Here is a 24,911-nt window from a genome sequence, read left to right as displayed (position 1 = left end):
TTAATTCGTTTCCTTTCTGTAATTGGGTTTGTTTAAATTAAATGTTTCAAAGGAATCACGGACGCAAAGATATGTTCCGTCCTCCTTCTTTATATAAACCGAGGGAATGTCACGACTTAAAAACAAAGAAATTCCCTCTGTCATACAATAAGCGCCTGTGTTTTCAAAACAAATTACATCACCGATTTCAATATCAGGCAAAGAAATCTGTTTTGCGATTATATCATTCATTGAACAAAGTGAACCGCAGATATTCCATGATTCGGTACACGGCTCAGTTTCTTTTCCGCAAACCGAAAGGTACGGCTGTTTCATTGCCATATGCTGACCGTAGTACACAATATGGTTCATTCCGCCGTCAACAAGAAGGTAGTTCTCCCCTTTGTTGCACTTTTTATCAACGATATGCGTGTAGTATTTACCGCAGATTGCGGCAATGCTTCGTCCGAGCTCAAGCGTGATTTTCGGCTTTGAAGTCATCTCATTCAAAAGCTGTGCAAATCCGCCGATAAGCTCGTCCTCATTTATGGTATCTTCCTTGAAATAGGCTGCAGGGAATCCTGTGCCGTATTCAAGCTCTTCTGCGGTATAATCATATTTCTCTTTGAGAAGAATAAGAAGATTGTCAAGTTTGTCAACTTCTCTCTTGAGTTTTTTAAGAGAGGTTTTCTGTGTTCCTGAAAAGAACTGAATACCGAGTATGTCGAGATATTCAAATTCGTTTCTTTTTGAAATAATTTCTTCGATTTCATCGGAATTAATTCCGAACTGACTTCCGTTTGTAAGTCTTAAAAGCAAAGAAATTTTCTTTTTATATTTTTCGGACAATTCTTTGAAAAGATTAAACTGTGTAAGTGACTCTACGGTGAATATTCTGTCGCATTTTCCGTTTGCAACCATATTTTCCATAACTTCTGGAGTTTTGTACACACCCGAAATCACCATCATTTTGTCGGGAATATCAAGCAAATCGCAGATTTCAGCCTCACCCGGTGAGCAGATTTCAAAGCGGTCAACATCATTTTCAAGTTCTGCCGTAATAAATGTGTTCGCCTTGATTGCATAGCAGATTGCAACATCTTCGGGAAGCATTTTTCTGAGATATGCTACTCTGTCTTTGAGAGTTTTTACATCAAAAACATAGAATGCAGTTTTGTTCTGCTTTAATATTTCGTTCATTTTCTTCTGCCCCCTGCAATTTCAGCAAGCTTTTTACGGTCAATTTTGCCGTTCTTTGTTAGCGGCATTTCATCAACCCTGCGGATAACGCCCGGAACCATAAACGCAGGCAAATCTCTTGACATTGATGCGGCAAGCTCGTCCTTTTCAATTGAGCCTACGAAAAAACCCTTGAGCCTTGATTTTTTCTCATCAAAAATACAACAGCATTGCTCAACACCGTCAACAGCCGACATCTCACGCTCGATTTCCTCAAGCTCTATGCGATGTCCCATATATTTAATCTGAAAATCCTTTCTTCCGCTGAAAACAAGTTCACCGTTTTCGTTGTATCTTGCAAGGTCACCTGTTCTGTAAATTAATTCAGGATAGTACGGATTAAGCGGATTCTGAACAAAAGCCTTTGCATTCTGTTCGGGATTTGAGTAGTAACCGAGTGCAAGAGCAGTACCTCTCACGCAGATTTCACCGACTTTGCCAACCTCTGAAATTCTGTTATTATTCTCATCAAGAAGAATAACATCTTCATTAGGGAACGGTTTGCCTATCGGAATACCGTCTGCATAGTCGCAGTCGTTGTCGAGAATATGGTATGTGCAGTTACAGGTGATTTCAGTCGGTCCATAAAGGTTGACATACTTTGCATTTGGAAGATGTGAACGGAAATTTTTAAGCGCCTTGAGCGGCATAACCTCACCGCTGAAAAGAATCTTATTAACGGTTTCGGGAGTTCTGTAGTCAAGCGCATGGAATGTGCTGATAAGGCAGAGAGCCGAAACAGCCCATATCATAACAGTAATCCTGCGGTCACATATGAAATCAATGAGTTCGGCAGGAGCGGAGAACATTCTCCTCGGCACAACAACAAGAGTTGCGCCTGTTTTAACAGCCGAATAGATATCCTTGACGGACACATCAAAATCAAACGGTGCTTGATTTGCTATTACATCGTTATTATCAATGCCGAATATTTCGGTAAAATGGTCAATAAAGTCAATTACACTTCTGTGACACACAACAATTCCCTTTGGAGTGCCTGTTGAACCGGAAGTGAAGTTGATGTAGAGCGGATCTGTGTCAATTTTATGGCTGCGGATTTCGCCAAGCTTTGCATAATCAGGCTCCGATTTTGCCAAATCTTCAAAGGTCACAATTTTTCTTTCAGAGAAATATTCTTTCGCTGTTTCAAGCAAGTTTTCAGAAGTTACAATCACCTTTGGATTGAGTACGGAAACTGTGGTCTGAAGTCTGTTCTGCGGAAGCTCCGTGTTGAGAACAGAATAAAATCCGCCTGCGTACACGGTTGCAAAAAATGCCGCTACCGCATCGGCACATTTTTCCATATATATGCCTACTGCATCTCCCGATGTGATAAGTTCAGAAAGGGCGGTTCCGACAGATGAGCTGAGTTTTACAAGCTCGGAATATGAATAGGAAACCTTTTCGTCAGTTACCGCACATTTTTCGGGAAAGTATTCGGCTGAGTTTTCAAGATAAGCCAGCACACTGCTGTTCATAGCTGCACCTCATTATATATCTGTATATTAATTATCAAATTATAAATTCGTTAACCAAATATTATATATTGCAAACGCATTACCATAATACCACAAAATTCGTCAAAAAGCATCACAAAAATGTCACAAGTAAGCGATTATTTGTATTTTCAGCAATTTGCACAAATAATCAGTCAATAATCGGCAGTTTCACTTCAAATACGGCACCGTCAAGGTAGTTATACGCTGTTACACTGCCCTTGTGAAGATGTATAATCTCATTTGCAAGCGACAAACCGATGCCAGTTCCGCCGTCACTGCCTTTGTAGAATCTGTCGAAGATATGTTCAATATCATCACGGTTTATACCGTTACCGTCATCCTTGAATCGGATATAAACATATTTCTGATTGGTTTCGCAGGCAACAGTAATTTTCTTTTTTGAATATTTCAGACCGTTTATTATGATATTTCGGAATGCCCTTGCCATTTGATCTTCATCACATTTTACATAGATTTCTTCATCGGGAAATTCAGGCACAATGCTTATGCCGTTCATCTGCTGAACAGCATCAAGTGACCGAAAACAATCGTAAAGAACCTCTTTTATGTCAAGCTTTACAAGGTCAAGCTTAAAATGTCGTGAATCGATTTATGAAATTGAAAGAATTTCCTCAACAAGACTTGTCATTCTCTCGGTTTCCTGCATAATTATGCCTGCGGCATTTTGCGGATCTACAACATCCATTTCAATGCCCTCGGCATAGCCTTGAATTGCCATAAGAGGGGTTTTGAGTTCGTGAGAAGAATTCTGAAAGAATCTGCGCTGAGTTTTCTGTGACTCCTCGATTTTAACGCCGAGTCTGTAACCGATTATGCTCATCACAACAATTGCGCAAAGAAAAATTGCTGAAATAAGCCAGTTAAGCGAACGGGTATATTTTACGATATGGTCGATATTTATGTACATTAAATACACAGGCGAATCGTTTGCATCGGATTCTGCATCGTCCCAATAATCATAATTCTGCGGTTCTTCATAAACGGTAAATACATAATAGCCGTTATCTGTTTGAAGTGTATATATTTGTTCTTCGGATATATTGTGATTCTTAACCCATTCGGTGAGTTCGTATGTACTTTTTAATGAAGTTGAATTTGAGCCGACAAGGCTGTTGCCCTCGGAGGTATTTTTATCATTAAGGGCGTCTGTTACATCAATATAGTCAATATCCGAGGTGAAATACGAATCCTGATAACCGCTTTCAAACTTTTTTTGAAGAGTTGATTCTTCATTAGAATCTTCTTCATAATAATCCGAAGAATCATCTTCGCTCTCGCCGTTGCTGTTAGAAATATAATGCTGATAATCAATTTCGTATTCAAGAGCGTCTTCTGCCTCACTTACGAAGTGGGACGGCAAAACTATATTTAAAATTCCTGCAAATGCGAAAAAAAGTAAAATCATTGACGACCATACAATAATCAAAATACGGAATTTTATGTGTTTCACTTTTTATCCTCCGCAATGCTTATTCTGTAACCAAAGCCCCATATCGTGCCTATGCTGACATTACTGCCTGCAAGGCTTAACTTTCTGCGTATTCTTCGCAAGGTTTCATCTGTTACACGGGTTTCAACTTCGGTATCGAATCCCCACACACCTTCAAGAATTTCTTCTCTTGAAAATGCCTTTTTCGGTTCTTTTAACATATATGTAAGCATTTTAAGTTCTGTTTTGCTCAAAGAAACAGGCTTGCCTTTGCAATAAAGGCAGTTTTCCTGCGCCGAAAATCTAAGATTTCCGATTTTAATATCCGAAAGCTCCTGACCTGTCACCTTTTTGGTGTTCATATCCATTCTTCTTAAAAGGGATTTTACTCTCATTAAAAGGGTTGTAAGTCTGAACGGCTTTGTCAGGTAATCATCGCCCCCGAGGGTTATTCCCCTTACATAGTCATATTCGGAATCTTTTGCGGTCAGCATAATTATAGGAACATCCGTTATCGTTCTGAGCTGACGACATATTGTCAGGCCGTCTGTTCCGGGCATCATTATATCAAAAATTACAAGTTCACACGGTTTTTTAAGGAATTCCTCCATAAGCTCGTCACCGGTTTCAAAGGCGGTAACGCTGTAACCGTCACTCTCAAGAAACTTTGTAATAAGGTCACGAATGTTCTTTTCATCATCCGCAATATAAATTGATGCGCCCATAGTAAAAATGCCCTTTCTGAACAGAACCGCAAGTTTTAAGTATAATTTTCATCACAATCATATGTATTATACCAAATTTCAAAGTAAAAATCCACCGAGAAATGAATCTGAATTGTAATAAAAGTGTCACAAAATGTATTAAACAGAGTAATTGCAATGAAAAATTTTTTGAAGTTGACAAAATAAAAAAATTATAGTATAATTTCCGAAATATATAATGGTTTAATTGGAAACGCACATTTCTCCTTAAGGAAATGATAACGAACAACACTTATATGTTTACTAAGTTATCATTTTTATAAAGGAGATTTTTTATGCCAAAAACTAAATTTCAGGAAGTTATTTTTACGATTATCATGGTGTTCTTTATGGTTTATGCCATGATTTGCTACAACACAGCTCTTAATATCGGCGAAATGAAAAACGAAGTTTTTCTTTCCGCCTTCAAAGAACTTTCTTTTATGGGGCCGATTGCATTTATTCTTGACTTTTTCATTATCGCTCACATTGCCAAAAAGCTTGCTTTTAAGATTGTAAACCCTGCAAAGGATAATCCTTTCTTCCTTGTACTCGCAATTTCTGCAATTTCGGTTATCTTTATGTGTCCTCTTATGAGCCTTGCTGCCACTCTTATTTTTAAAAATGCGGGTGTTGAGATTATTTCGGTATGGCTTGAAACTACCGCACTCAACTTCCCTATGGCACTTTGCTGGCAGTTGTTTTTTGCAGGCCCAGTTGTCCGATTCATTTTCAGACATATTTTCAGAAGGTCACTTACAGCAGACAACACACATTGATTACACAATTACAAATAAAAATGCTCTGTATCGTTTGTTTTGGTACAGAGCATTTTTGTTTTTGCATGATTTTTAATCTTCAAAAAGCGAATTCATCAGATTTTTAATTTTTTCTTTTCTGGCTTTTGTTTCATCGCTGTTCAGAAAATAGCTGTTTTCCTGAAAGTTGATTACATCGCCTTCTTTGATATTTTTCGGCAGGGCTTTAAGTTCAAGATTCACCATATCGCCGTTTTCACACTCAAGAACAGCCTTGTCGCCTTCTATTCTGTCAACAATAAATTTTTTCAAGCTTATTCATCCCTTTTCATTGAAGTTTGTCCCGTTTTGATTGTCACACCTGAACCCTCGGTTGAAATGACAACTGTTCCGTTTTCATCGGTTCTGTATGTTTCAACTCCGAATTCATCAAGCAGCTTTAATGTGCTTTTGTGCGGATGTCCGTAGCTGTTATCCTTGCCGAGTGAAATAACCGCATATTTTGGATTCACCTTTTCAAGCAACGCTTTTGTTGTTGATGTTCTGCTTCCGTGATGACCTACTTTAAGAACTTCTGCACTCATATCTGCCGTAACAGTTTCAAGCTCTTTCTTTTCGGCATCTCCGAGGAACAGAAAGCTGTCGTTTTTATAAGTTATTTTTAGAATTACAGAGCAATTGTTCAGATTATCCTCGTCAATTGTTACGGGAGCAAGAATATTTATGCTGAAATCGTTGTCATCAATAATATTCATACCCGCTTTGGCTGACTTGACTTTAAGTCCCTTGTCTGCAATTGCCGTGAGCAGATTCTCATAGGTCTTGGTTGTGGTTGTAACCTTAGGCATATAGATTTCGCCGATATTATTATGCTTTACAACATAAGCCATTGAACCGATATGGTCGGCATGAGGGTGAGTTGCAACGAGATAATCAATATTTGTGTATCCGAGATTATTGATATATTCGGTAATACTTTTGCCGTACATATTTTCGCCTGCATCAATCAGCATACACTTTTGATTCGGCAGTTCAATAAATATGCTGTCACCCTGTCCGACATCAAGGTAATGAACCGATAATGTTCCGATTTCTGAAACAGTTGTTTTGCTTTCCGAATCGGAACCGTTCACATTGATATTGATTGAACACGAACAAAGTGCAAGACAGATTACCGCAAACAATGCAGTAAGCTTTAAAATCAATTTTGAATTAATTTTAATTTTTAACACCTCACAATTCTGAGTCTTATTGTACAATAAACAAGTCAATATTTCAAGAACAGAAAAAGGAGAGCCTTTGCGACTCTCCCCTTTCGATTATCATTATGCGGTTTTGCCTGTATAAAGCTGATAGTATCTGCCCTTTTGTTCAAGAAGCCGTTCGTGTGAACCACGCTCGATAATTCTGCCCTTTTCAAGAACCATAATACAGTCTGAATTCTTGATTGTAGAAAGTCTGTGGGCAATAACAAAGGTTGTTCTGCCGTGCATAAGCTTATCCATGCTGTCCTGAACCATCTTTTCGGTACGGGTATCAATTGAACTTGTAGCCTCATCAAGGATAAGTGCGGGCGGATCTGCAACAGCGGCTCTTGCAATCGCAAGCATCTGGCGCTGTCCCTGACTGAGATTGCCACCGTCACCTTTGAGCAGAGTATTGTAGCCGTCAGGAAGTTTTCTGATAAAGCTGTCTGCGTTGGCAAGCTTTGCCGCTGCGATAACCTCTTCGTCTGTTGCGTCAAGTCTGCCGTAACGGATATTTTCCATTACGGTATCCGTGAACAGGTGTGTATCCTGTAAAACTATACCGAGTGAACGGCGAAGGTCGCCTTTTTTGATTTTGTTGATATTGATTCCGTCATAACGGATTTTACCGTCCTGAATATCATAGAATCGGTTAATAAGGTTTGTGATTGTTGTTTTGCCTGCACCTGTTGAACCGACAAACGCAATCTTCTGACCGGGTTCTGCGTACAAATCAATATTGTGAAGAACGATTTTATCATCCGTGTAGCCAAAGTCAACATCGTCCATAACAAGCGCGCCCTCGAGTTCACGGTACTCTGTTTTGCCTGTTATGCTGTGAGTATACTTCCAAGCCCACATACCTGTTTTTTCCTCAGTTTCAACAAGCCTGTCGCCCTCTTTGCGTACATTAACAAGTGTTACATATCCGTCATCAACCTCAGGCTCTTCGTCAAGAAGTTTAAAGATACGGTCTGCACCTGCAAGTGCCATAACAATTGAGTTAAACTGCTGGCTGACCTGATTGATAGGCTGGGTAAAGCTCTTGTTAAATGTGAGGAAGCTTACGAGTTTACCGATTGTAAATCCGAGGAAGTTGTTGAGAGCAAAGATACAACCTACGATTGCACAAAGCACATAGCTGATGTTACCAATCTGTGCGTTAATCGGCATAAGGATATTTGCAAACTTGTTTGCGTTGTATGAACTGTTGAAAAGCCTGTCATTAAGCTCATTGAATTCTTCAATGCTCTTTTTCTCATGGTTAAATACTTTTACAACCTTCTGACCGTTCATCATTTCCTCAATGTAACCGTTAGTCGCACCGAGGTCTGCCTGCTGTCTTGCAAAAAACCTTCCGCTTCGTGACGCAAGCTGTTTTGTTACAAAAAGCATTACACCAACCATTACAAGTGTAAGAATTGTAAGAGGAATACTGAGTGTAAACATACTGACAAGAACGGCTATGATTGTAATTCCGCTGTTGAAAAGCTGAGGAATACTCTGGCTGATCATCTGACGGAGGGTGTCAATATCGTTTGTGTAAACGCTCATGATATCGCCGTGAGGGTGTGTGTCAAAGTATTTTATCGGAAGGCTTTCCATATGTTCAAATATCTGACAACGCAAATCACGCATTGTACCCTGTGTTACATAAACCATAATTTTGGCGTAGATAAACGCCGACGCCGCACCGATTGCATAGAAAATTGCAACTCTTAAAATTGCTCCGAGCATCGGTCCGAAGTCACGGCTTCCGCTCTGAATCATCGGAGTGATGTAATCGTCAATAAGATTCTGAATAAACAATGAACCCTGAACATTTGCGAGTACGCTGATGAGGATGCAGACGAAAACAATAATCATCTGAAATTTATATTTTTTGAAGATAATACCGATTAGTCTTTTAAGAACCTGACCTGAATTTTCAACCTTTTGTGCAGGTCCTCGGTTTCTTCTTCCCATTGGTCCCGGCATAATTACAGCTCTCCTTTCGCATCAAAATCACCGTTGCCGCTTGTCTGGGCAACATAAATTTCATTGTAAATCGGACTGTTTTTGATAAGTTCTTCGTGAGTACCCACTGCGCTTATCTCGCCGTCATCCATTACAATAATCTTGTCTGCGTGTGAAACGCTTGATACACGCTGTGAAATAATCAGCTTTGTAGTATCGGGGATATTCTCGCTGAATGCCTTGCGGATACTTGCGTCTGTTGCGGTATCAACTGCACTTGTCGAATCATCAAGAATAAGAATTTTCGGATTTTTCAGCAAAGCTCTTGCAATGCAAAGACGCTGTTTCTGACCGCCCGAAACATTAGTACCGCCCTGTTCGATTTTTGTGTTGTACTTATCGGGGAAGCTTTCGATAAACGCATCTGCACACGCCAGCTTGCAGGCATTGACGCATTCTTCCTCTGTAGCATTTTCGTTGCCCCATCTGAGGTTGTCAAGGATTGTACCGCTGAAAAGAACATTCGACTGGAGCACAACCGAAACCTTGTCACGCAGAGTTTCGATATCATAGTCACGAACATCTTTTCCGCCGACCTTAACAGAACCTTCGGTTACATCATAAAGTCTTGCAATAAGGTTTACAAGGCTTGTTTTTGAAGAACCCGTACCGCCGATAATACCGATTGTTTCGCCTGATTTGATTTTTAGGTTGATATCGTTGAGAATCGGTTTTTCGGCTTTTGTGTTGTATGAGAATGAAACATTGTCAAACTCAATGCTTCCGTCCTTAACCTCGTAAACAGGATTTTCGGGATTTGCAAGCGTTGATTTTTCATTAAGCACACCTGCAACACGCTTGCCGCTTGCAAGGCTCATTGTGAGCATTACAAACACCATTGCCACCATAAGAAGATTCATAAGAATGTTCATACAATATGTGAGCATACTTGTAAGTTCACCTGTTGTAAGCTCACTGCTTACGATCATATTTGCGCCAAACCAGCTTACAAGGATGATTGATGCGTATGAAGTAACCATCATAATCGGTGATACTGTTACCATGGCATTTTCAGCCTTAACAAAAAGTCTGTAAACATTGTCGGCTGCCTTGCGGAACTTGCCAACTTCGTGTTTTTCACGAACGAAAGCCTTTACAACTCTGATTGAAGTTACATTTTCCTGAACGCTTGCGTTGAGTTCATCGTACTTTTCAAAAACCTGACTGAAATACTTGTATGTTGCCTTCATAATAAAGGCAAGAACAACAGAAAGTAAAATTGTTGCAATGAGATAAATACAGGCAAGCCTTGCATTGATGATGAATGTCATTGCCATTGCACAGATGAGCGATACAGGCGCTCTGAAACACATTCTTAAAAGCATCTGATATGCATTCTGAAGATTTGTTACATCCGTTGTCATACGTGTAACAAGTCCTGCGGTTGAGTAACGGTCAATGTTGGCAAACGAGAATGACTGGATATTTGCAAACATTGAGCGTCTGAGGTTTCTTGCAAAGCCTGCCGAAGCTTTTGCACCGTAGATACCGCCCATCATACCTGCAAACAAGCCCGTGAGTGCAAGTGCACCCATATAACCGCCCGTTATGAATATGTGCTGCATATCGCCCTTGTTGATACCGTCGTCAATCATTGATGACATAAGAAACGGAATAATTGTTTCAACAATTACTTCGAGTATCATAAAGAACGGAGTCAGAACGGATTCTTTGACGAAACCTTTGATATTTTTTGCCAAAGTTTTTATCATACTTATCTCCTTCCGTTTTAATTTGCATTTTCAAGTCCGCTGAGAATTTTATTTATAAGAAAAAGAAATTGTTTCTTTTCTTCTTTTGTCAGCAGACTGTCAAGCAAAGTTTCGTTTTTGGTTATCATATTTTCGATTTTGTAATGAAGTTCAATACCTGTTTCGGTCAAGACAAGTTTTTTGAGCCTTGCATCACTTTCAACGCTCTCCCTCGTTATGTAATTTTTCTTTTCCATAAGTTTAAGAATACTTGTAACGGTTGAACGGGCAATTGAAAATGCGTTTTCAATATCTTTTTGATAAACATCTTCATCACGATGATCATAGAGATATGCAATAATCCAGCCGTGCATAAGAGTCAGCTTATCCACACCCTTATCCTTGGCGGAATAGATTAACTTTCTCTGCAAAACCTGATTAAGCACCTTGATTTCGTGACCGATTGAATCATTAAAGCGTTTGTTGCACTTACAGCTTTTTACGCTTTTGTCATCACACATTATTTCACCTCCGAAATCACACTTATGAGATATTGTTCTATATAGAATAGTTCGATACAAAACAATTTGTATCAGTAATTATAGCACCTTCATTTTGAATGTCAAGAGAAATTACAAATAATTATTCAAAGTTTCACATTGCTGTCACAAATCAAAAGCGACAGCTAAAATTACAGCTGTCGCAGTTAAAATCATATTCACTTTGCACAAATTATGACAATTGTCACTTTTTTAGGATTTCTGTCGCATCACGGATATCGGGGGTTTTATCACCGTTGATATCGCAAACAAAAAGAGCATACTGATTTTCGTCATAATCGTCAAAGGTGAGGTCTTTGATAAGATACTTCTGAATAAGCTCAGCGTCCTTTTCATCTGTTTTTCCGTCAATGTTGAGGTCTTTCATATTTTTGGGAACGCAACCGCCGTCAAGTACAAAATCAATACCGCTGTCGTTCATGAGTTCATCGGCTCTGTTTTTGTCAACATCAACAATGTAAAGTCCCAATGTGTCAAAGCATTGATAAACATACTTTGCATCCTTTAAAATCTCGGCTTTCTTTTCTTTTGCCCTGTCATTTGTTATTCCTGCACCTTGAAGGTGTGAGTCAAGCTTTGCAATCATCTCCATTGCGTAATCGTTATCCGTCATTGCACGGTCGAGATCAACACCGTTTGTCATATAGAACCAACCGAGCGAACCCATAACATATAGATTATTCACATCAAGTCCGCAGTAAACGGCAATTTTCCCGTCCTTGTACTGACCTTTTTTCATCGACATTTTGGAATAGCCCTTGATTATACTGTAACCGAGCTTCATTCCGTCCTCGCTGATATAGCCAAGATCAAATGCCGCTGCACTTGTGCATGAAAAGCACGCTCCGCCGATGAGCATTGTAAATACGAGCAATATTGAAATCACCTTTTTAGAAAATTTTCTTTTCACAAAAAACACCTCCATTGGTAGTATCACCGAACGGAAGTGTTTTATTTTGATTTATTTACTTTTATTTGACTTATTATTTTTTCTTTCTTTTCTTATTTGATTAAGCTCTGAACCTTTGGTTTTTACCTTTCTTTTAAATTTTGCAACGGTAAACGCTTTTATCCTGTCATGATAGACATAATTGATTTCCGCACAAACCATAAGACAAACCATAAGAAAGTAAAACCAAATCATAATAACGGCAATTCTTGTAAGACCTCCGTACACGGAAAATCCGTTGAAATCCGACACATAAACCGAAATACCGAACGAAAGCACATACCACGAAACCGTGCAGAGAAACGCACCGGGCAACTGTGACTTAAAGCCGTATTCCTTATGCTCGCTGCGTGAGATGTTCGGAAAGTTCCTGTAAATCAGAGCAAACAATACCGTGAGAAACATAAAGATAAGTATATATCTGAGATGATAGATTATTCCGATTATGTCCGGCAACGATTTTAGATGCGGTGAAAGAAAATCGTTAATTGTTGAACCAAGGACAATAAGTACAAGTGACGCAAGCAAAATTACAAACAACGCAATTGTGTAGAACATCGCCCTTATTCTTAAAAAGAACCAGTTTCTGTTTTCGTAAGCGTCATAAATTCTGTTGAGTCCGTTTGTGATTGCGTGGATTCCCTGTGCCGCCGACCACAGAGTGACTACAAGCGTTACAAGAGAAATTCCCACAGCACTTTCATAGGCAGAGGTCAGAAAGTATGTTAAGTCATCGGCAATTTTTGACGAAAACACACTACTGAGTCCGTGATAAACAAAATCAATCGGAATGTGTAGGTTTTGCAAAAGTGACACAAAGAACATTGAGAGCGGCACAGCCGATAATATAATAAAGAATGCCGACTGTCCGGCAATTGCAAAAATATTATCGTGAACGCATTTGCTTGTTATCGGTTCAAATCTGCCTGTTATTCTTTTGTAAAGTTTTATCGCCTTGTCAACGAATTTTATCCTCAATGTGTCACCTCCCCTATTTCTATATGATAATTATTTTATACCGTTTTTCTTCATCTGCACATTATAAGAAATTCTTGTGAGAAGTTTTTCGGGTGCAAAATGTCTGAAAAACGACACCGCTTTCATTTCAAAGCCGGGTGTGATAATCATTTTGCCCTTCATGGTCATGTCAATGGCATACCTTGCAACAAACTTCGGGTCAAGTCCTCTTATGCAGAATTTTACATCCGCAACATTATTGAAGTTGGTTTTTACGGGACCCGGGCAAAGTACGGAAACCTTGACATTTTTATTATCCCTACGCATTTCCTCATGAATTGCCTGAGTAAGACGGACAACATAATTCTTTGACGCATAGTAGCTTGCAAATGTCGGGCCTGCAAGGAATCCTGCGGCAGAACCTACATTGAGAATATATCCGCTGTTTCTCTCCGCCATATCTTTAAGAAAAAGCTTTGTGAGAATGTGAACCGTTGAAACATTTGTGTGAATGAGTTCAAGCTCTCTTTCAAGCGGAACATCCAAAAATTTTCCGTATGCTCCAAAGCCTGCGTTGTTGACAAGAAAATCAATCTGTTCATTTTCATTCTTAATATGCTCATACAAATCCATGCTGTCACTTTCTCGTGAAAAATCAAGCGTAATTACCCTGACATTCACATTTGAAAGTTCCTCTTTCAGCTTGTTAAGCTTATCTGTTGAGCGTGATACAAGAATAAGGTCATAACCGAGTTCTGCAAGATATCGGGCGATTTCTTTTCCTATGCCCGAACTTGCACCTGTAATCAAAGCCTTCATTAGTTTTCATCATCCTTCGGTTTTTGTGCTGTAGCACAAAGCCATGTTGTACCTTCTTTAGTGTATGTGTTTATGTTTTCAAAGCCTGCCGATTCAAGTACGGCTCTGATTTCCTGCGGAGTTACCGACTTGATATTCAGCATATTTTCAACCTTTTCCCACTTGAACGGATCATCGTCTGTTCTGAGCATTTCAAAAAGCAGCATAACCGTTCCGCCCTGTTTGAGAACACGGAAAACTTCTTTTACATCATTTTCCTTATCAGGCCAGAAGTAGTAGGTTTCAACTGCCGTGATATTGTCGAATGTATTGTCATCAAAAGGCATATCGGATACTGATGCCTGAAGAATTTTCGCTTTGTTGCAGAGTATATTTTTTGAATTGAGTTTTTCGGAGGATTTTACCGAGAGTTCGGAATAGTCAATTCCGTAAACCTTGCCGTTGGCAACAATTGAGCAAAGTCGGTCAACGGTTTTACCGCCGCCGCAGCCTATGTCAAGTACAGTTGCGGTGCGTTCAATATTCATATGTTCAAGTCCCCATGAGGTAAGGCTTGAATGCCCTTTATTCATAGCCTTAATCATCATTTTGCCCCAAAAGCCGTTTGGCTTTTTAGCATTCTCCACCAACTTGCGGTATTTCATAAAAATCACTCCAATCTGAAATTTTCATCTGTTTACTGTCTTATTGTCTATTATTTTCTTTTTCTTCCTGTTGAATTAAGTTTTTGAAGCAAAAGTGCAAGGAAAAATGCACCGCCTACTATAACGATGAACCAAACAAATGACATATACAACGGTTGATTCATCACACGCAAAAACGGGTATGGACCGTCAACTACACCGACTATATTAAGTATAATAAGCAGAATCGCATATATTAATGTAGGGATTGTAGCCGTGAAAGCTGATTTTGTGTTAAGGTGAGGTTCTTTTTCAAAAAGCACAAACGATAAAATTGTAAGAATCGGACACAAAGTATGTAAAAAGGTGAAGTCTTTGTTAAAAAGCATATAGAGCCAACCGTTTATGCCATCTCCACGCATCGGGGAAAGCACGGCAAGAACTACGATAAATGTTACCGAAAGCACAGCCGCCGCCATATATTTGAACATTTGAACCGAGTGCGGAATTTCTTTTCCGCTTTTGAGATATCGCACCTGAAAGCCTGCCATAACCGCACAGGCAACAAGTGCAAACAGGTTGCTGTCCTCAGTGTAATATACAAGCGGATAGCAGCCTATTTTGAAAAACACGATAATTATTGCGGCAATCTCACAAGCGATAATCGCAAGATTAAATGCCAAAGCTGTTTTTGTTCGTTTAATTTTAAGAGTATTTTGCATTTTTAATCCTTTTCTATTGTTAGTTTTTTTCAATCAATGTCACGCTTTCCGCAAAGCTCGTCTGAGTATGATGAATTTCTCGGCTGATTTTGGGTTCAAGGGAATACATCCACAGCCTTTTTCGTGGTTCTGCTGTTTGTGGGGATATGTCCGTGAAACTGAAGTTTTCGCATTATCTATTTCAATGTAAATAATGCTTTTTCATAATCCTTAACATAATACTTGATATTAGTTTTTCCTTTTTGCACTACAGTATGTCCCTCAGTTTCAAGCATTTTCTTTTGTGCCTCAATTCCTCCGGGATACTTTGCATTTAATTCTCCATTCGCTTTTAATGTTCTCCAATAAGGGGTTTTATCCTCTGTGCGCTGATAACTCGCCCATGCAACTATTGAAACAAAAATTCCGGCTGTGATAGGCTCTGTAAAATCGGCACTGCTTAACTCTGCAAAGTATTCTCGTATTTTTCCGACAGTAATCACTTTACCATACGGAATTTTTTTCATTACTTTGTCATAGTCGATTGGCGGTGCAAAATACATTTTATCTCCACCATATTTTTTAATACTCTTTTCATCTGTGATTATTTGAAATTTAGGCATATCCTTGCTATCCATAAGCATAGCATTAAAATCCTTTTTATCTTCATTTGCCATAATGTATCACCTCCAAGCCAATCATATCTCAATAAACAGACTCATGCAATGAGACGCTTTTATAATTTCTCGCAAAACATTAAAATTTCCATTTACTCTTCTTTCATCTTTTCTTCCAGTTCAAGTAAATATCTGTCATAGTCAGACATAAACAATCTGTCCTGAATGATGCGATATTTCTCAAATTCCGTTTCTGCGTGAAGTTTTGCCTGCTCTGCACTTATCTTTCCTGCTCCTGTGAGAATTTCAGTACCGTTAAATTCGAGGAAACCGTCAAGTCTTTTCGCCCAATCCTCCATGCTCATAGGAATATGACGTTCGGCTTGTAACTCTGCATAATCGAGATACAGCGATACAATACGTTCCAAAAAAGACAATTCTTTTTCAGTAAGATAGTTTTTTGCTACAGATACATCGCTTTTCACTATTTTACCATCAGGAGCATTTTCCCAAGAGGTTAGTCCCATATGTTCCTTTTCCGCATCCGCTCGTTCAACAATCAGTTCCGCAGCAGTATGTCTGTGCGTAGCATAGTGCATTTTGTTCTGCACAGTTTTGAAAAAGAGTCTTGTGGTTTTTGCATCTTTATCATAGTCGAAAGCTGTTGCATAAAGGTCTGTAACCTTTTGGTAGAATTTTCGCTCAGACAGGCGAATTTCACGAATGTATTCTAACTGACGGTCAAAATATTCATCTGTGAACATCGTGCCCTTCTTCAGACGGTCTACATCCATTGTCCAGCCCTGAATGGTATAATCTTTTACAATTTGACCTGCCCATTTACGGAATCGAACTGCTCGTTCATTATTAACTTTAAATCCAACTGCAATAATTGCCTGAAGATTATAATGTTTTGTTTGATAATTCTTCCCGTCGTCGGCAGTTGTTAAGTATTTCTTAATAACTGAATTCTCGACTAATTCGCCGTCTTCAAAGATTTTTTTTAGATGTTGATTGATCGCAGGCACAGAAACATCATACAGCGTTGCCATCATTTTCTGTGTGAGCCATATATTTTCGTCCTCATAACGCATTTCAAAGCTATCTGCCTGATTCCCCACAGAAGCAACATATGTGAGATATTCCGCAGCACTTGAGCGAATACTTATTTCATTTTTCTTCTTTGCCATTTTGTGCACCTCCATCAAAAAGCATCACCATCGGTGTCACTTTTTCTTTTTAAATAAGTCAATTCAATATCGTACCCCAAACCCCAATCATATTTCATTTTATTTGTTTCACTATTCAATAATCATAAATCATAATAAATATGTTACTTTTGACTTTCATTAATTACAGAACCTTCATCATATACCTTGGTTCATATTCTATATATCCGTGTTTCGGATAAAAAACATAAGATTCAAACCACTGCTCTTTTGGTGTCCCCAAATGTACTTTTGAAACAGCAATACCGTTTTCACGCATCCATAACTCTGCCGTATTAAGTAACTTTGAGCCGATTCCCTTTCGTTTTAATGACGGTTTTATATAAAGCCTATGCAAAAATGCCTGATCTGTATCAGTAATTCTTGAACATCCAATACATCCGACTACCCTGTCATTTTCATCTATTGCAAGCCAAAACATATCATTGGAATCAAGATAGTTTGCCTTAATATCAAGAAGGTCAGGATTTATAGTAGGTTTTCTACCCAAAGCATCTTTTGCCTGTAAAACCGTAAAAATCATATCATCACGATAGATTTCTTCAAATTTAATAATTTTCACACTTTTACTCCTGTACTTTAGTCAACAGAGCCACGCTCTCAACATGGGAGGTTCCGGAGAACATATCGCAGGGGGTGATTTCTTTGGGGGTGTAGCCGTTTTCTGTGAAGAATTTTAAATCTCTTGCGAGGGTTGCGGGGTCACAGGATACATAGACTACACGGCTCGGCGACATTCTTGAAATTGTCTTTACAAGCTCTTCGCCGCAACCTTTTCTCGGTGGATCAAGGATTACGCAATCGGGTTTTAAACCCTCTTTTTCAAGCTGAAATGCGGCATCTGAGGCATCTCCGCAGACGAATCGTGCATTTTCAATGCCGTTTGCTTTTGCATTTTCATTTGCATCTTTCACGGCATCTTCAACAATCTCCGCACCGATAAGCTGTTTACAGGAATCAGCCATTGTAAGACCTATTGTACCCGTTCCGCAGTATAAATCAAGCAGAATTTCGTCAGATTTAAGATTTGCATATTCTTTGGCTTTGCCGTAAAGCTTTTCAGCCTGTTTTCTGTTGATCTGCCAGAACGAAAACGGTGAAATCTTAAACTGCAATCCGCACAGTGTGTCGGTAATATGGTCACTTCCGTAGATTGTTCTGTTTTTTCTGCCGAGAACAACATTGGTTTTTTCTCTGTTAGAATTAATAATAACACTTTTTAACTGCGGAAGTTCGGATTTGAGCATTTTCACGAGTAAATCTTCCTGTTTAAGACCGTTTGCGTTGACAACATAGCACACCATAAGCTCGCCCGAAACCTCGCCGATTCTGATATAAATGTGGCGAAGTCTGCCCTTGCCTGTTGTTTCATCATAAATTTCCGTGTTAGTTTTTGCGATAAAATCTTTTGTGATTTCAATTACCCTTGCAAAAATTTCGGGCTGTAAAATACAGTCGGTGCAATTGATTATGCGGTGGCTGTGGAATGAATAAAAACCCGTCACAACATTTCCGTCACGGTCAAGACCGACAGGATACTGCGCCTTGTTGCGGTATCTTGTGATATTATCCGACGAAATTATCGGCTTGAAAACAACATTATCAAGACCGCCGATGCGTGTTACGGCATCCTCAACTCTTTGCTGTTTTATTTTGCATTCTTCTTCATAAGAAATATGTCGCCATGTGCAACCGCCGCACTTCATAAAGTTTTCGCAGTCGGGAGTAATTCTCGCCTTGGACGGAACGAGAATTTCTTCGATTTTGCCGAAAGCGTAGGTTTTCTTAACCTTTAATATACGCACCTTGAGTTCGTCACCGATTGCAGAACCCTGTACAAAAACGGCAATGCCGTCATCTGTTCTTCCGACTCCGCTGCCCTCGGCAGTTGCCGAAGTTATTGTAAGATTTACAATATCGTTCTTTTTTAAAGTCATTTTATCACTCTGCCATTTTATGTGTATTTTTATTTATAATCCTATTCCCCTTTATTTTAGCATTTACTCTACAATTTGGCAACAATTAAAACACAGTATCCGTACAATACACAAAAATTGCACAAATATCAAATTAGGTATTTATTTTTTTGTCCATTCGTCTTATAATATGAGTATTGCAGTTCTGTCACAGCATTGCTCTTTGAATGCAAATCAACCTGTGTTCCGACTTAAATACAGGCAAAACGGAATGATTTTTCTGACAGACAAATATACTTATCAGGAATGGAGTGGACTATTGTGAATTACGACAGTCTTATGGATAACATAAAAAGAATACATTTTATCGGTATAGGCGGCAGCGGAATGTGTCCGCTGGCTGAGATTCTTCACCACGAGGGTTACGAACTTTCGGGTTCGGATATGAACGAGGGTGAAACTCTTGGCAGAATTAAGGGTTACGGAATTCCCGTATTTATGGGACACGCCGCAGAAAATATCAAGGGTGCAGAGCTTGTTGTTTACTCAGCGGCTATTAAGGAAACTAACCCCGAAAGACAGGCAGCAAAGGAACTCGGTATTCCGTGTATTGAAAGAAGCGTAATGCTCGGTATTGTTACAAGAAGATACAGAAGAAGTATTGCGGTTTCGGGCACACACGGCAAAACAACTACAACCGCTATGCTTTCACAGGTGCTTATCGGCAGCGGTTTTGATCCGTCAGCTATTATCGGAGGAAAACTTCCGTTTATCGGCGGAAACAGCTATGTCGGTCACAGCGATATAATCGTTTGTGAGGCCTGTGAGTATGTTGACACATTCTTACAGCTCAATCCTTTTATTTCGATTATTCTTAATATTGACGCAGATCATCTTGACTACTTCAAGAATCTTGACAACATTAAGAAGTCATTCAACAAATTTGCTCATCAGACAACAGGCTTGCTTGTTATCAACGGTGACGACAAAAACACTCTTGATGCCGTAAAGGATGTTGAGATTGAGAAAATCACCTATGGTTTTGGCGAAAACTGCGATTACAGAGCTGAAAACATCAGCGCAGACAAGGGTGTTCACGAGCAGTTTGACCTCTACTATAAGGGTGAGAAGCTCACACAGATTAAGCTTATCGTTCCGGGAAAGCACAACATTTATAATGCACTTGCCGCTGCGGCTACTGCACATTATCTTGGCGCTACTCCGAAGGAAATTTCCGAGAATCTTCACAAGTTCGGCGGTGTTCACAGAAGATTTGAAATTCTCGGCACACCTGACGGAATTACTGTTGCCGATGACTTTGCTCATCATCCCACAGAACTTACCGCAACACTCAATGCCGCAATGAAAATGGGCTTTAACAAGGTTTGGGCAATATTCCAGCCGCATACATTTTCAAGAACAGCCATGCTCCTTGACGATTTTGCGGAGGCTCTTAAAATTCCGGATCAGGCAATTATTTCGGCTATTCTCCCTGTTCGTGAAACAAACACATATAACATCTATTCTACTGACCTCGGTGCAAAAGTTCCGGGTTCTGTATGTCTTGACACATTTGAAGAAATTACCGACTATGTTTGCAAGAATGCAAAAGAGGGCGACCTCATTCTCACAATGGGCGGCGGTAATGTGTATATGTGTGCCAATATGATTTACAAACAGCTTAAATATATGGAAGAAAATAAATAAGATTTTTAAACAAACAGAAGAACCGTGCTTTTATGGCACGGTTCTTTTTTTCTTTTATTATATTATTTTAAAAAAGGAGTCACGGAATATCTCGGCTCCTTAATTGATATGACTAATTTTAATTAGAAGTCAAACCTTCTCTTTGCAAAGAACATTCCTGCAACTGCAAGTGTAAGAGCTGAAAGAAGAGCAATTGAAACTACAGGCGAGTCACCTGTTTTAACAACTCCGTTATCGTTGTTACTGTTTTTGCTGTCCTTTAACACAACATCAGATGTTGAAGATGATACATCAGTTGAAGTTGTCGGATTTGTGTTATCATTACTTTCCGGTGTAATTGTGCCAAGTTCGACAAATGTAAATTCATCACTGTCCTGAACATATGTTAAAAGTACATCACTTTTAATTGTTGTAGTGAAAATTTTTTCAATTACAGTACCTTTACCTGTTGAAATAACGGCAGTATAAGTACCGACAGGGAGATTTTCGGAAGTATGCGTATATACACCGTCGTGAGATGCAGGCCGGAAATATAACATATCTACAATGGTGTCATTTTTCATAAGATAACCCGAGGGTACTTCATAAGGAGCTTTTTCGGACTCATACACAATAACATCCACTTTATTTGTTACAGTATAGTAGTTGATTCTGATTGAACCGTCTTTAGAAAGGGTGAAATCTTTATCAACTAAAAAATCATTGCCGTTACGAACATTAACATTATAAGTACCTGCTTTAAGGTTATCAGCAACACCTGTTATGCAATCATAACGTTCTGATGATGTTGAAAGAAGAATACCTTGAACTAAATCTCCGCCATCGGTTGTGATTAAAGCCTCATATTTTTCATTGGGGGCAAGCGGTTCATCATAAACTACTGCTTCAATATCATTCGTCACATAATAGTAGTAAATTCTAACAGAGCCGTCCTTTGTAAGTTTAACTTCCGTTGTTGCAGGCTCGTTAAAATAGGGACTGCCTGTTGCTCCGAATTCATAAGTCCCTGCAGTAAGGTTGTTATAAACTGCGGTTACAGTATCATAATGCTCATTTGAATATACCATTTCGGTATTTTTCAAGTCACCTGTTGTTTTGTTAATGCAATAGCTTTTGAAAGGGTATTCTTGACCGTCAACAACAGTATCAGGAGTTGAAACTGCACCTACGACTGTTACTGTTGCCACCAAAAGCATAGTTGCCACAGTAAGCAGACAAACGATTTTCTTTGTAATTCTTTTCATAATTATTCCTCCGTTATTTTTATTATTGCACATTTTGCAATTCAACGTGATTATAATAGCAAAATTTCACAATTACAAGCTGTTTTCACGAACGGGAACTATTGCGACACGAACAGAAATAAAATTACACAATACGGCTTGCATTTTGCTGTTAAAACACTTAATATATGTATATACAGCAATAAAATTATGATTTACGGAGAAAAGAATATGAAAACAAAAAAATTAAAGTATCTTCCTGCCATTGCGGCATTAGCAATCACTCTGGCAATAATCGGATTTGTTGTCACGGCACTCCTTTTTTCACCCAACAAGCCAGATACTCTTGCCGACACACCAACAGAAAACATTTGGAGTTACGAAATTCTAAAGGACGGAAAAGTAAGCTCCGTTTATCCTGTATTCGAAGATAAATTAACTGCAACCGTAAACGATACTGATTTTTCGGCTTTGTGTATGAAAATAACCCTCCCCGAAATAACCGATGACAAATTTTTGAATTTCTCTCCATCCGGAGTAGCAACCGAGGTGTTCATAGAAAACTATCTTGCCTATTCAAATATTGATTTGACCGGTGATGACATAAAAAGAAATAAAGACGGATTTCTTAAAATTCCCGATAATTATCTGTTCACGGGACCGTCATATTATACCACCGCAAGTATTCCGATATCGCCTGATTTTTCGGGGAATGAAATGAGAATATACACATATTACACGGACGAAAATCCTTATTATTTTACTACATATCCGTCGCTTGCAGATATGTTTCAAAAATCCACAGATGCTGTTGTGGGATCTGTCGGTGCCGTTATTTTATCAACTCTAAGTTTTATTGCGGCAATTGCATTATGTCTAATCTTCTTTGTAAGAACAAAAAACGGACATAAAAATTACAAAATCCTACTCATGATATTGTTTTTAATACTGTTTGCTTTAAGATGTGTGTGTTACTCATCTTCACAGTTGCATATGAGTTCAAAGGTTCTTTCATCATTCGACTTTTCGATACTATCACGAATATATGTTATACCGATTGTATTCTTCGTAGCGTTTATGTTCACTAACTGGAGAAAATACATTCTTCTTGTATCATCTTTTATACTGCTCGGGACATACTGCATCTGCTACGGATTTTTCAGTGAATCCATTGAGTTTATCAATTTTACTGAAGTTTCACTCTCGCTGTACTTTTTGATAACCGCTATAATGCTTGTTTTAGATTATATTTTTGATGGGCAGAAGTATAAAAAATACAAAAGCTCAAAATATATTCTGCTGTTTATAATCTGCATTTTTTGCGGTTACACTTTGGCGGCATGTACAAGCGACTCTGCCTTTCTAAGTTACGGAAATAATATTTTGGGCAGCATTTTTGAATTTGGCGAATTCTCACCCCTCAATACTATGCTCTGCACAGTTACGGCAATTATTTCTGTATTGATAATTATCAAAGAATTTATTGACGATTATACGGAGTATAAGAAAAGAATTTATATAGTAAATGAGCGTGCAAGATATGCTTTGCAGAGCTATCAGATGTTAAAAAACGGCGAAAAAGAAACCAAAGCCGCTCGCCACGAAATGAATCATCATATGGTTGCAATTTCGGCTATGCTTGATAATAATGACACTCAGAGAGCCAAAGAGTACATAGAAAAAGTCACTGACAAGCTTAGCAAACTTCCGAAAATTAAATACTGCGACAATATTCTGATAAACTCAATTACAGGTATATATGCAGAAATGGCTAACGATAACTGCATTAAATTTGAATGTAGTGCAAATGTTCCGGAACAAATCAGCATTGCCGATGAAGATTTGTGTGTGTTTCTTGAAAACATGTTTGACAATGCAATTGAGGCTTGTTTAAAAACCGATACAGAACACAGATTTATAAAAACAGATATTAAAGCAAATAAAAATTTTCTGTTTATCTCCTGTTCAAACTGCTGTTTTGAAAATCTTGTATTTGACAAAAACCATTTTCCCATTTCAGACAAAAGCGACAAAAACAATCACGGGTACGGAATTATTGCGATGAATTCAATTTCAGAAAAATATAACAGCATTTTGATAATTGATTGTACTGATAATGTCTTTACGGTAAAAACAAATATGAGTATAATAAGCTCGGAGGGTGAATAAATGTACAGAATTGCAATTTGCGATGATGAAAAAATTATTAACGAATCAGCTCAAGTCTTGCTCGAAAACATTGCACTGAAAAACGGAATTGATATTTCAGTTGAATCGTATTTGAATGCCGACATATTATTAAACGACCTTGAAAACGGAAATAAATATTTTGACCTTGTTTTGTTTGATATAATCATCGGAAACAAAAACGGAATTAACATTGCATGCAAAATCAAGCAGAATTTCACGGACATTAAATTTATATTTATGACCTCATATTCCGAATATGCAATTGACGGTTATGAAGCGGAACCCTCGGGATTCCTTATTAAGCCTCTGAATGAAGCCAAGTTGAAAAGAGCTTTTTTGAGGGCATTTCAAAATTACAAATCACAAAGCCTTATAATTAAGGAAAACGGTAAAAGCCATTCTATCAATTTAAAAAGTATTTTGTATGTCGAAATTTACGGTAAAACTCTCACCTTCCATTTGAAAGATAACAAAATTTTAGAGTTTACAAAAACGCTTTCAGAGATTATAAAGCTCCTGCCAAAGGATGATTTTATTCAATGTCACAGAAGCTTTTTGGTTGCACTTAATGAAATTGAATCAATCACAAGATATCAAATTCTTTTAAGCGGAGGAATGAAAATTCCTGTAAGCAAATTAAGATATACTGATGTGCAAAAAGCTTTAATTGAAAGCGCTGCGGAAAAAAATATATAAAAATGAACAAAGCTCCGTGCGGTTACGGAGCTTTGTTCGTTAAGAGAGAGTTTTTGTCTACAGCTTTGGCTGTATGAATATTTATATAAAAAGCTAAAAAGC

The 24,911-nt window shown here is 38.5% G+C and carries 24 protein-coding genes; 4 read left to right on the top strand and 20 right to left on the bottom strand.

Annotated features, from left to right (window positions below; translation table 11 throughout):
* From WMO31_RS01900 to WMO31_RS01880, 5 genes are all read right to left on the bottom strand, one after another.
* Complete coding sequence (locus WMO31_RS01900; RefSeq protein WP_303830192.1) at nucleotides 1-1,179, bottom strand: diaminopimelate decarboxylase family protein; 1,179 nt, start codon at nucleotides 1,177-1,179, stop codon at nucleotides 1-3.
* Nucleotides 1,176-2,696, bottom strand: coding sequence for an amino acid adenylation domain-containing protein (locus tag WMO31_RS01895; protein ID WP_303830193.1), 1,521 nt, complete (start codon nucleotides 2,694-2,696; stop codon nucleotides 1,176-1,178). Before WMO31_RS01895 ends, WMO31_RS01900 begins: the two co-directional genes overlap by 4 nt.
* Nucleotides 2,697-2,865: 169 nt before the next feature.
* The gene (locus WMO31_RS01890) at nucleotides 2,866-3,234 is read right to left on the bottom strand and encodes a sensor histidine kinase (protein ID WP_367999112.1); all 369 of its coding nucleotides are present in this window, start codon (nucleotides 3,232-3,234) and stop codon (nucleotides 2,866-2,868) included.
* A 93-nt stretch (nucleotides 3,235-3,327) separates the two neighbouring features.
* Nucleotides 3,328-4,188 (bottom strand): histidine kinase dimerization/phospho-acceptor domain-containing protein, encoded by an 861-nt coding sequence (locus WMO31_RS01885; RefSeq protein ID WP_367999111.1) that lies wholly within the window; start codon nucleotides 4,186-4,188, stop codon nucleotides 3,328-3,330.
* On the bottom strand, nucleotides 4,185-4,892 hold the full coding sequence (locus tag WMO31_RS01880) for a response regulator transcription factor (RefSeq protein WP_367999110.1): 708 nt from the start codon (nucleotides 4,890-4,892) through the stop codon (nucleotides 4,185-4,187). Before WMO31_RS01880 ends, WMO31_RS01885 begins: the two co-directional genes overlap by 4 nt.
* 314 nt (nucleotides 4,893-5,206) lie before the next feature.
* Between WMO31_RS01880 and WMO31_RS01875 the strand changes: the two genes are divergently transcribed.
* A complete protein-coding gene (locus tag WMO31_RS01875; protein ID WP_303689040.1) occupies nucleotides 5,207-5,689 on the top strand; it encodes a DUF2798 domain-containing protein in 483 nt (160 codons plus the stop codon).
* A gap of 72 nt (nucleotides 5,690-5,761) precedes the next feature.
* On the opposite strand, the gene WMO31_RS01870 is transcribed toward WMO31_RS01875, so the two are convergent.
* The 14 genes from WMO31_RS01870 to rlmD all read right to left on the bottom strand — a co-directional run bounded on the left by WMO31_RS01870 (nucleotide 5,762) and on the right by rlmD (nucleotide 19,014).
* Nucleotides 5,762-5,980, bottom strand: coding sequence for a DUF3006 domain-containing protein (locus tag WMO31_RS01870; protein ID WP_021883312.1), 219 nt, complete (start codon nucleotides 5,978-5,980; stop codon nucleotides 5,762-5,764).
* A 2-nt stretch (nucleotides 5,981-5,982) separates the two neighbouring features.
* On the bottom strand, nucleotides 5,983-6,900 hold the full coding sequence (locus WMO31_RS01865) for a ComEC/Rec2 family competence protein (RefSeq protein WP_181315139.1): 918 nt from the start codon (nucleotides 6,898-6,900) through the stop codon (nucleotides 5,983-5,985).
* Between the two features lie 93 nt (nucleotides 6,901-6,993).
* The gene (locus WMO31_RS01860; RefSeq protein WP_367999109.1) at nucleotides 6,994-8,892 is read right to left on the bottom strand and encodes an ABC transporter ATP-binding protein; all 1,899 of its coding nucleotides are present in this window, start codon (nucleotides 8,890-8,892) and stop codon (nucleotides 6,994-6,996) included.
* 2 nt (nucleotides 8,893-8,894) lie between these two features.
* Nucleotides 8,895-10,643 carry an ABC transporter ATP-binding protein gene (locus WMO31_RS01855; RefSeq protein WP_046431781.1) on the bottom strand — a complete coding sequence of 583 codons (1,749 nt, stop codon included), beginning with the start codon at nucleotides 10,641-10,643 and terminating at the stop codon, nucleotides 8,895-8,897.
* A 17-nt stretch (nucleotides 10,644-10,660) separates the two neighbouring features.
* Nucleotides 10,661-11,143: a MarR family winged helix-turn-helix transcriptional regulator gene (locus WMO31_RS01850; protein WP_021883316.1), complete on the bottom strand. Its 483-nt coding sequence runs from the start codon at nucleotides 11,141-11,143 to the stop codon at nucleotides 10,661-10,663.
* A gap of 223 nt (nucleotides 11,144-11,366) precedes the next feature.
* Complete coding sequence (locus WMO31_RS01845; protein WP_304017399.1) at nucleotides 11,367-12,092, bottom strand: hypothetical protein; 726 nt, start codon at nucleotides 12,090-12,092, stop codon at nucleotides 11,367-11,369.
* Between the two features lie 51 nt (nucleotides 12,093-12,143).
* Complete coding sequence (locus tag WMO31_RS01840) at nucleotides 12,144-13,109, bottom strand: YihY/virulence factor BrkB family protein (RefSeq protein WP_117881241.1); 966 nt, start codon at nucleotides 13,107-13,109, stop codon at nucleotides 12,144-12,146.
* A 30-nt stretch (nucleotides 13,110-13,139) separates the two neighbouring features.
* A complete protein-coding gene (locus tag WMO31_RS01835) occupies nucleotides 13,140-13,907 on the bottom strand; it encodes an SDR family NAD(P)-dependent oxidoreductase (protein WP_367999108.1) in 768 nt (255 codons plus the stop codon).
* Nucleotides 13,907-14,551 (bottom strand): class I SAM-dependent methyltransferase, encoded by a 645-nt coding sequence (locus WMO31_RS01830; protein WP_117881244.1) that lies wholly within the window; start codon nucleotides 14,549-14,551, stop codon nucleotides 13,907-13,909. Before WMO31_RS01830 ends, WMO31_RS01835 begins: the two co-directional genes overlap by 1 nt.
* A 50-nt stretch (nucleotides 14,552-14,601) precedes the next feature.
* Nucleotides 14,602-15,252 carry a hypothetical protein gene (locus WMO31_RS01825; protein WP_302455889.1) on the bottom strand — a complete coding sequence of 217 codons (651 nt, stop codon included), beginning with the start codon at nucleotides 15,250-15,252 and terminating at the stop codon, nucleotides 14,602-14,604.
* 176 nt (nucleotides 15,253-15,428) lie between these two features.
* A complete protein-coding gene (locus WMO31_RS01820; protein WP_101069873.1) occupies nucleotides 15,429-15,908 on the bottom strand; it encodes an MGMT family protein in 480 nt (159 codons plus the stop codon).
* A gap of 92 nt (nucleotides 15,909-16,000) precedes the next feature.
* On the bottom strand, nucleotides 16,001-17,038 hold the full coding sequence (locus WMO31_RS01815) for a virulence RhuM family protein (protein ID WP_303807553.1): 1,038 nt from the start codon (nucleotides 17,036-17,038) through the stop codon (nucleotides 16,001-16,003).
* Nucleotides 17,039-17,201: 163 nt separating this feature from the next.
* On the bottom strand, nucleotides 17,202-17,639 hold the full coding sequence (locus tag WMO31_RS01810) for a GNAT family N-acetyltransferase (RefSeq protein WP_367999107.1): 438 nt from the start codon (nucleotides 17,637-17,639) through the stop codon (nucleotides 17,202-17,204).
* A 4-nt stretch (nucleotides 17,640-17,643) separates the two neighbouring features.
* The gene (gene rlmD / locus WMO31_RS01805; RefSeq protein ID WP_367999106.1) at nucleotides 17,644-19,014 is read right to left on the bottom strand and encodes a 23S rRNA (uracil(1939)-C(5))-methyltransferase RlmD; all 1,371 of its coding nucleotides are present in this window, start codon (nucleotides 19,012-19,014) and stop codon (nucleotides 17,644-17,646) included.
* Nucleotides 19,015-19,299: 285 nt separating this feature from the next.
* Between rlmD and murC the strand changes: the two genes are divergently transcribed.
* Complete coding sequence (gene murC, locus WMO31_RS01800) at nucleotides 19,300-20,700, top strand: UDP-N-acetylmuramate--L-alanine ligase (RefSeq protein WP_438871046.1); 1,401 nt, start codon at nucleotides 19,300-19,302, stop codon at nucleotides 20,698-20,700.
* A 122-nt stretch (nucleotides 20,701-20,822) separates the two neighbouring features.
* On the opposite strand, the gene WMO31_RS01795 is transcribed toward murC, so the two are convergent.
* Nucleotides 20,823-21,944, bottom strand: coding sequence for a hypothetical protein (locus WMO31_RS01795; RefSeq protein ID WP_367999105.1), 1,122 nt, complete (start codon nucleotides 21,942-21,944; stop codon nucleotides 20,823-20,825).
* A 210-nt stretch (nucleotides 21,945-22,154) separates the two neighbouring features.
* Here WMO31_RS01795 and WMO31_RS01790 point away from each other — a divergent pair, with 210 nt between their 5' ends.
* Together WMO31_RS01790 and WMO31_RS01785 are read left to right on the top strand one after the other, a co-directional pair.
* Complete coding sequence (locus WMO31_RS01790; RefSeq protein ID WP_367999104.1) at nucleotides 22,155-24,092, top strand: GHKL domain-containing protein; 1,938 nt, start codon at nucleotides 22,155-22,157, stop codon at nucleotides 24,090-24,092.
* Nucleotides 24,093-24,809 carry a LytR/AlgR family response regulator transcription factor gene (locus WMO31_RS01785; RefSeq protein WP_021883325.1) on the top strand — a complete coding sequence of 239 codons (717 nt, stop codon included), beginning with the start codon at nucleotides 24,093-24,095 and terminating at the stop codon, nucleotides 24,807-24,809.
* Nucleotides 24,810-24,911 lie beyond the last annotated feature (102 nt).

Origin of the sequence: Ruminococcoides intestinale (genome assembly GCF_040095935.1) — a bacterium.
GTDB lineage: Bacteria > Bacillota > Clostridia > Oscillospirales > Acutalibacteraceae > Ruminococcoides > Ruminococcoides intestinale.
This window is presented reverse-complemented; position numbering and strand designations above follow the sequence as displayed.

Coding starts and splice junctions, on each gene's coding strand:
- WMO31_RS01900 (WP_303830192.1), bottom strand. CDS start 1,179: ATGAACGAAATATTAAAGCAGAACAAAACTGCATTCTATGTTTTTGAT.
- WMO31_RS01895 (WP_303830193.1), bottom strand. CDS start 2,696: ATGAACAGCAGTGTGCTGGCTTATCTTGAAAACTCAGCCGAATACTTT.
- WMO31_RS01890 (WP_367999112.1), bottom strand. CDS start 3,234: ATGAACGGCATAAGCATTGTGCCTGAATTTCCCGATGAAGAAATCTAT.
- WMO31_RS01880 (WP_367999110.1), bottom strand. CDS start 4,892: ATGGGCGCATCAATTTATATTGCGGATGATGAAAAGAACATTCGTGAC.
- WMO31_RS01875 (WP_303689040.1), top strand. CDS start 5,207: ATGCCAAAAACTAAATTTCAGGAAGTTATTTTTACGATTATCATGGTG.
- WMO31_RS01860 (WP_367999109.1), bottom strand. CDS start 8,892: ATGCCGGGACCAATGGGAAGAAGAAACCGAGGACCTGCACAAAAGGTT.
- WMO31_RS01855 (WP_046431781.1), bottom strand. CDS start 10,643: ATGATAAAAACTTTGGCAAAAAATATCAAAGGTTTCGTCAAAGAATCC.
- WMO31_RS01850 (WP_021883316.1), bottom strand. CDS start 11,143: ATGTGTGATGACAAAAGCGTAAAAAGCTGTAAGTGCAACAAACGCTTT.
- WMO31_RS01835 (WP_367999108.1), bottom strand. CDS start 13,907: ATGAAGGCTTTGATTACAGGTGCAAGTTCGGGCATAGGAAAAGAAATC.
- WMO31_RS01830 (WP_117881244.1), bottom strand. CDS start 14,551: ATGAAATACCGCAAGTTGGTGGAGAATGCTAAAAAGCCAAACGGCTTT.
- WMO31_RS01825 (WP_302455889.1), bottom strand. CDS start 15,252: ATGCAAAATACTCTTAAAATTAAACGAACAAAAACAGCTTTGGCATTT.
- WMO31_RS01820 (WP_101069873.1), bottom strand. CDS start 15,908: ATGGCAAATGAAGATAAAAAGGATTTTAATGCTATGCTTATGGATAGC.
- WMO31_RS01815 (WP_303807553.1), bottom strand. CDS start 17,038: ATGGCAAAGAAGAAAAATGAAATAAGTATTCGCTCAAGTGCTGCGGAA.
- rlmD (WP_367999106.1), bottom strand. CDS start 19,014: ATGACTTTAAAAAAGAACGATATTGTAAATCTTACAATAACTTCGGCA.
- murC (WP_438871046.1), top strand. CDS start 19,300: ATGGAGTGGACTATTGTGAATTACGACAGTCTTATGGATAACATAAAA.
- WMO31_RS01795 (WP_367999105.1), bottom strand. CDS start 21,944: ATGAAAAGAATTACAAAGAAAATCGTTTGTCTGCTTACTGTGGCAACT.
- WMO31_RS01790 (WP_367999104.1), top strand. CDS start 22,155: ATGAAAACAAAAAAATTAAAGTATCTTCCTGCCATTGCGGCATTAGCA.
- WMO31_RS01785 (WP_021883325.1), top strand. CDS start 24,093: ATGTACAGAATTGCAATTTGCGATGATGAAAAAATTATTAACGAATCA.